The sequence below is a fragment of the Tardiphaga sp. genome, assembly GCF_044336785.1.
Classification (GTDB): Bacteria; Pseudomonadota; Alphaproteobacteria; order Rhizobiales; family Xanthobacteraceae; genus Tardiphaga.
Window position 1 is genome coordinate 1 of record NZ_JBIIOT010000166.1, and the last position, 6,537, is coordinate 6,537.

Annotated in this window: 6 protein-coding genes; all 6 read right to left on the reverse strand. The window is 62.1% G+C overall.

Going from position 1 to position 6,537, the window contains the following annotated elements:
* Positions 1 to 86: 86 nt before the first annotated feature.
* Complete coding sequence (locus tag ACIQ2A_RS25200) at positions 87 to 1,229, reverse strand: ABC transporter substrate-binding protein (RefSeq protein WP_398484675.1); 1,143 nt, start codon at positions 1,227 to 1,229, stop codon at positions 87 to 89.
* 135 nt (positions 1,230 to 1,364) lie between these two features.
* Positions 1,365 to 3,242 carry a feruloyl-CoA synthase gene (locus tag ACIQ2A_RS25205; protein ID WP_398484677.1) on the reverse strand — a complete coding sequence of 626 codons (1,878 nt, stop codon included), beginning with the start codon at positions 3,240 to 3,242 and terminating at the stop codon, positions 1,365 to 1,367.
* Positions 3,243 to 3,392: 150 nt separating this feature from the next.
* Entirely contained in the window at positions 3,393 to 4,172 is a 780-nt protein-coding gene (locus ACIQ2A_RS25210) for a crotonase/enoyl-CoA hydratase family protein (RefSeq protein WP_398484679.1), read from the reverse strand.
* Positions 4,173 to 4,363: 191 nt separating this feature from the next.
* Positions 4,364 to 5,296 carry a cyclase family protein gene (locus ACIQ2A_RS25215; RefSeq protein WP_398484681.1) on the reverse strand — a complete coding sequence of 311 codons (933 nt, stop codon included), beginning with the start codon at positions 5,294 to 5,296 and terminating at the stop codon, positions 4,364 to 4,366.
* 178 nt (positions 5,297 to 5,474) lie between these two features.
* Positions 5,475 to 5,939 carry a DUF3237 domain-containing protein gene (locus ACIQ2A_RS25220; RefSeq protein ID WP_398484683.1) on the reverse strand — a complete coding sequence of 155 codons (465 nt, stop codon included), beginning with the start codon at positions 5,937 to 5,939 and terminating at the stop codon, positions 5,475 to 5,477.
* 4 nt (positions 5,940 to 5,943) lie between these two features.
* On the reverse strand, positions 5,944 to 6,537 hold a 594-nt coding region (locus ACIQ2A_RS25225; protein ID WP_398484685.1), incomplete at its 5' end, for a TRAP transporter large permease subunit.

The following is a 6,537-nucleotide window of genomic DNA, read 5'->3' on the forward strand; positions in this document are numbered from 1 at the left end:
GCCGCGGGCAACAGAGCGTGTGGAGCCCCCTCACCCGCCCGACTTCGTCGGTCGACCTCTCCCCTCCGGGGAGAGGTGAAACAGATTTACTGCGCCAGCACGTATTTGCCGTCCTTGACCGTCAGCAGGATGCGGGAACGCTCGTCGAGGCCGTAGCGGTCCTTCTCGGTGAAATTGTAGACGCCCTGGGTCGCCGGAATTTCACGCTCGGTGAGGAGCGCCTGGCGGACGGCCTCGCGGAACTCGGGGGTACCGGGCTTCGCGGTCTTCAGCGCCGTCGGAATGATGCGCTTCAGCACCTCGAAGGCGTCATAGGAATGGCCGGCGAACTGGCTGCGGCTGTTCGGGCCATACTTCGCCTCATAGGCGGCATTCAAGGTCAGGCCGGGCTTCTTGGTCAGCGCCGAGTCTGGCTGGCCTTCCGGATACATGACGGGACCCGACGCCATCAGCACGCCTTCCGCCGCCTTGCCGGCAATGCGGATGAAGTCCATGGAGGCCGCACCATGGGTCTGGTAGATCAGGCCCTTATAGCCCTTGTCGCGCAGCTCGGTCTGCGGCAGGGCAGCGGCCGTACCGGATGCGCCAACCAGGATGGCGTCAGGATTGGCAGCGATCAGCTTCAGCACCTGGCCGGTGACGGATGTGTCCGGACGGGCAAAGCGCTCTTCGGCTGCAATGGCGATGCCCATCGGCACGGCCTGGGTCTTGAGATCGTTGAACCAGAGATCGCCATAGCTATCGGAATAGCCGATATAGCCGACGGTCTTGATGCCCTTGGCCTTCATGTGGTCGTACATCACCTTGCCGACGATCGGCACCGGCTGCGGCATGGCCACCGACCATTTGGCGCGCTCCGGCGTGATCGGCAGCGGTGACAACGCGAAATGCGGGATGCCGGCTTCGTTGGCGACGTTGGACACCGCGATGCTGGTCGGTGTCACGGCCGAGCCCATGATGATGTCGGCCTTGGATTCGGTCACGAAGCGGCGGGCATTGGTGGTCGCCGAGGTCGGATCGCCGCCATCGTCGAGCACGATCACTTTCAGCTTCACGCCGCCGATTTCCTTCGGCACGAATTCCAGCGCATTGCGCTCGGGAATGCCGAGGGCTGCCGCCGGGCCGGTGGTGGAGGTTGTAAGTCCGACCGTGACTTCCTGCGCTGCAGCAGGCGTGGCGAGTGCAAGCGATGCGGCCACGGCCGCCATCGCCAAGTGAAGCTTGGTCATTTTGTCTCTCCCTCAAGGTTCTTTTGTTATCGACAGCTAAACAAAGTCCGGCTGTACTTTCAGCCCCTTCTTTAGGTCAGTGGGGAGGGACTGGTAAAGGCCCACCCCACCGGCGCTTCGCCGCAGGCTTAACGGCTAGACGGCGATCACCCGCGCCGCTTCGCTCCCCGCATAGATGTCGTCAATCAGCGCCGCCCGATGCTCCAACACCGCGCGCTGGTTGATCGAGCCTTTGTCGGTCACCTCGCCTTTGTCGATGGAGAGTGGCGTGTCCAGCAACACGGCCTTGGCAATCCGGGTGGACGAGCCGGTGGCGCCCGCCATGAACTGCGCAAGCCGGTCACTGAAGGCGTCGCGAACCACCGGATCATGCGCTGCAGCAGCGAGATCGCCGGCCGGGAGGTCGGGATTGATGACACGGCAACCATCGAGATCGAGCACCACAAGCGCCGCGAGTTCGTCGCGGTTGATGCCGGCGATGACGACATCGCGGACCAGTGGCGCGCAGGTGCCGACAAAGCGCGCCCGCAGCGGGCCGACGCTGACCCAGGTGCCGCTGCCGAGCTTGAAATCCTCGGAGATGCGGCCGTCGAAATCGAAGCCGGCATCGAAGTCATCGGGATCGACGGCTTTCAGCGCGTCCCCGAAAATATAGTAACCCTCGTCATCGAACGCCTTGGCGGTGAGGTCCGGCTGACGCCAATAGCCCGGCGTGACATTGGGACCCTTGGCACGGACTTCCATCTTGCCGTTGTTGGGCACCAGTTTTGCGTCATTGCCCGGCACGGGAAGGCCGACATGGCCGGAGCGGCTGGTGAGCGGTGTCACGCACATGAAGAACGGCGCGGTTTCCGTGGCGCCGAGCCCGGTCAACATCGGCACGCGCTTGCCGGTGGTCTGCACCGAGAGCTCGTCGAGACTGCCCCACACATAAGGGGACAGTGCTGCGCCGGAGAAGAACATCGCATGCAGCCGCGCAAAGAACTTTTCACGCAGCTGCGCGTCCTCGCGCAGATAGGGCAGCAGCGACTCATAGCCTTTGGGGACGTTGAAATAGACCGTCGGTGAAATCTCGCGGAGATTGCGGATGGTTTCCGCGATGCCCGCCGGGGTCGGCTTGCCTTCGTCGAGATACATCGAGCCGCCATTGAACAGCGTCAGTCCGATATTGTGATTGCCGCCAAAGGTGTGATTCCACGGCAACCAGTCGATGATCACCGGCGGCTCGTCCTTCAAAAAGGCGAGCGTATCGCGCAGCATGATCTGGTTGGCGCACATCATGCGCTGCGTATTGATCACGGCTTTCGGATTGCCGGTCGAGCCTGAGGTGAGCAGGAATTTCGCGATCGTATCCGGGCCGATGGCCTGATGGGCGGCGTCGAGACCCGCGGCCTCCGGTGTCGTCAATAGATCCGACAGTTGCGTCGGGCGACGATCGGGCAACGTGCCGCGCGACACCACGACCTCGACATCAGCCGGCACGTTGAAGCGGATAGCATCGGCAAACACATCGCCGTCATCGACGAAAACAAGGCCGGGAGTCAGCAGCCTCATCAGATATTTCAGCTTGCCGTAGTCCTTCGACACCAGCGAATAGGCCGGCGATACCGGCGCAAACGGAATGCCGGCATAGAGCGCACCGAACGCCACCAGTGCATGATCGATGGAATTGCCGGACAGGATCATGATCGGCCGATCCGGCGACAGGTTTCGCGCCAATAGCGCCGAGGCGATGCGGCGCGCCGCGTCCAGCATCTGCGCATAGGTGATCTCGCGCCAGCCATCGCCCTCGCCGCGCTCGCCCATGAAAACGCGATCCGGCGTCTCCTTGGCCCAGTGATGCAGATAGTCGGTGACGCGGGTGGGATAGTCGCCGATGGCATTGGTCGGGCGGAGATAGATGGTGCCGTCGTCGCGGCGCTCCACGCGCACCGCAGGATCGCCATAGGAGATCGGCCGCAACGGATGCTGTGCCGCTGTCGTCTGGTCGCTCGTCGTTGCCACTGCAGACATGACTGTCCCGTCCCTTGTATGCGTCCGTCCCGTTTTTTTTTGTTCTTAGTTATAACTCCGTCATTGCGAGGAGCGTAAGCGACGAAGCAATCCAGAAGCCGAGTGAAGAAAGACTGGATTGCTTCGCTACGCTCGCAATGACGGTGGTCGTCAGCCGGATTTCACCTTGCCGACCTTCTTCTCCAGAAAATCCCGGATGCGGTTCTTCGCCTCCTGATCGCTCTGCGCCACCGAGGCCATCAGCGATTCCAGCATCAGGCCGGTCTGCGGGCTTGCCTCGGCGATCAGCGGAAGCGCCTGCAACACGGCGAAATTCGTCAGGGGCGCATTCTGCGCCACGCGCTCGGCGAGTTCGAGCGCCTTGGCGAGCGCACCATCGGCTTCGGTGAGATATTGCGCGAAGCCAAGCGTGATGCCCTCTTCCGCTTTATAGACACGGCCGGTGAGCATCATGTCCGCCATCCGGTGCACGCCGATCAGGCGCGGCAACCGCATCGAGGCGCCGCCGCCGACAAAGATGCCGCGGCTCCCCTCCGGTAGCGCGTAATAGGCAGAAGGGTCAGCCACGCGGATATGCGCGGCACAGGCCAGTTCAAGCCCGCCGCCGATCACAGCGCCCTGCAGCGCAGCCACGACGGGCACGCGGGCGTGCTGGATCAGGTCGAACACGCGGTGCCACATGCGGGAGTGCATCAGGCCCGCGGTGGCGTCACGCTCCTGCAGTTCGGAGAGATCGAGGCCTGCCGAGAAATGACCGCCGATGCCGTGGATCACGACGGCACCGATGTCGTCCGATAGCGCGCCGAAAACCTGCTCGATTTCGAGGATGATTCCGTCATTCAGCGCATTGCGCTTGGCAGGACGGTTCAGGCCGACCAGCAGCACCCGGCCACGGGTTTCGGTCTGGAGCAGGGAAGCAGTCTGGGACATCGGCGTCAAATAAGTCTCCGGAAGAATAATTATATACTATAACGGATTGAGCGCGAGTCAACCGCTGGGGCCGTAGGATGGGTTGAGCGGAGCGATACCCATCGCCACAGGCACCGGAGCCGCGGTGATGGGTATCACTCCGGCGCTTTGCGCCTTCGCTCAACCCATCCTACGCGCTCTCAATTGTCGCCCTACCTGATCGCCACCGGATTGATCATGCTCTGCACGCCGCCCTTAAAGCGCGGCTGGCCGAGCACGAACAGGAACTCATAGCCCTTGTCCTTGGCGAGTTCGGACGTGTCCATGTTTTCGAGAATATAGGTGCCGTTCATGGCCAGCAGGATCTGGTGCACCTCGAACACGGTGTTCTTCTCGAACGGCACCACCTCGACGCCCCAGGTATCCGCGCCGACGGCAACGACGCCCTTGCTGGTCAAATACTTCGCACCCTCGACACCGAGACCAGGCTCGCCGCCATTGTAACGCTTGTCATCTTTGCCGACGAGGCTGAGCCACCCGGTGTGGAACAGCACCACGTCGCCCTCCCTGATCTCGACGCCCTGCGCCTTCGCGGCCTCCTCGATTTCCTTTGCGTTGAAGGCGGTGCCCTCCTTCACCACATCGGTCTTGTAATAGGCGGCCATGTCGAGCATCACGCCGCGCGCCACGATCGGTGGGACCTTGTCGATGCCGAGCTTCTTCAAGCCGCTGACATCGCCGAAATCCGCGATCTTGTTGCCGTTGTAATAGACGTGATCGACGCCGAGATGGCCGAGCCCGTCCATTTGGCTGCCGACGCCAACCCAACCGGTGATCATGTCGTCATTATAGGTGGCGTTGTTGGGACCGATGCCGTGATTGCCGGCCTGGCCGGGCTGCACGATGGTGACCTTCACCGAACGCGGCGGATAGGCCGGTGTATCGGAACCGACGGGAATGCCGAGTGCATAGGTCTTGCCGGTCTTCACGAGTTGCGCGGCAGCCTTGACGCGTTCGGGGGTTATATAATTAGCGGCGCCGATCTCGTCAGTCGGGCCCCATTTCGATTTGGTCCAGTCTTGCGCCCAGGCGGGCATGGCCATCACAAGCGATACGGCACTTCCAAGCAAAGCTGCTCTCAACATCGTCGCCTCCCTGTGTTCGCCGGATGTTTCCGGTCGATGGAGGAGTAGACTACAGCAATTAGGGTGAAAGTAAGTATCACCGTCATTGCGAGGAGCGAAGCGACGAAGCAATCCAGCGCCGCAAGCGAAGACTGGATTGCTTCGCTACGCTCGCAATGACGGCGGAGAGGACGGTGCTCTACAGCACCTGATGCACCGCAAGCTCCACGCGATCCGGATGCCGCGCACCGACGCCGATGAACAAATTTTGCATCAGCCAACGATAGTCCGGATGCGCCGTCTCGAATTTCGGCACCGATCGGAAATAGATCAGGCGGGGATCGACGATCTCGCCGCGCGCGATGCGGTCCAGCGCCTCTTTCGGCCCGAAGCGGATGCCGTCATTGGCGATATAGATCACCGCGCCGTCATCCAGCTCGAACGTGTATTTCGCTTCCAGCTCCGTCAAGCCATCCGGGCGAATGATCTGGAAATCGGCACCGCCCTGATGGATGGTGCCGTTGACGCCCTCGCCTGTCACTGTGCCGCCAAGCACGGGGATGACACGGCGCGTGCCATAGCCGAGATCCCCGGCCACGACAGGCTTGCCGACCTGGATCGCAAGACTGAACACATATTTCGTCTTCAATTCCGGCACGCTCATCGCCTCACCCCAGCATTCGCATCGGCAGCCATGTGGCGATGATCGGGAACAGGATCAACAGCACCAGCCGCACGAGATCGGTCGCCACAAAGGGCAGCACGCCCTTGAAGATCGTGGACATGGTGACGTCCTTGATCACGCTCTTGATGACAAAGACATTCATGCCGACCGGCGGATGGATCAGGCCGAGCTCGACGGTCATCACGATGATGATGCCGAACCAGATCGGATCGAAGCCGAGCGCCATGATCACGGGGAACACGATCGGCACCGTGAGGATCACCATGGCCATGGCATCCATCAGGCAGCCGAGCACGAGATACATCAGGAGGATCAGCGCCAGCACACCATAGGGGCCGATGCCGAGGCCGGTGAGAAACTCCGTCACATGCTGCGGCGTCTGCGTCACCGTCAGGAAATAGCCGAAGCAGAGCGCGCCGATCAGCACGGTGAACACGGCCGCAGCCGTGCGGGTCGCCTGCAGCAGCGACTGCAGGATGCCTTCCTTGTTCAGCTTGCCGCGCATCACCCCGATCACGAAGGCACCGACCGCGCCGACAGCACCAGCCTCGGTCGGAATGAAGAAGCCGCCATAGAG

Bases quoted from the DNA above. Each gene is read 5' to 3' on its own strand.
- ACIQ2A_RS25200 (WP_398484675.1), bottom strand. From the start codon at position 1,229: ATGACCAAGCTTCACTTGGCGATGGCGGCCGTGGCCGCATCGCTTGCA.
- ACIQ2A_RS25205 (WP_398484677.1), bottom strand. From the start codon at position 3,242: ATGTCTGCAGTGGCAACGACGAGCGACCAGACGACAGCGGCACAGCAT.
- ACIQ2A_RS25210 (WP_398484679.1), bottom strand. From the start codon at position 4,172: ATGTCCCAGACTGCTTCCCTGCTCCAGACCGAAACCCGTGGCCGGGTG.
- ACIQ2A_RS25215 (WP_398484681.1), bottom strand. From the start codon at position 5,296: ATGTTGAGAGCAGCTTTGCTTGGAAGTGCCGTATCGCTTGTGATGGCC.
- ACIQ2A_RS25220 (WP_398484683.1), bottom strand. From the start codon at position 5,939: ATGAGCGTGCCGGAATTGAAGACGAAATATGTGTTCAGTCTTGCGATC.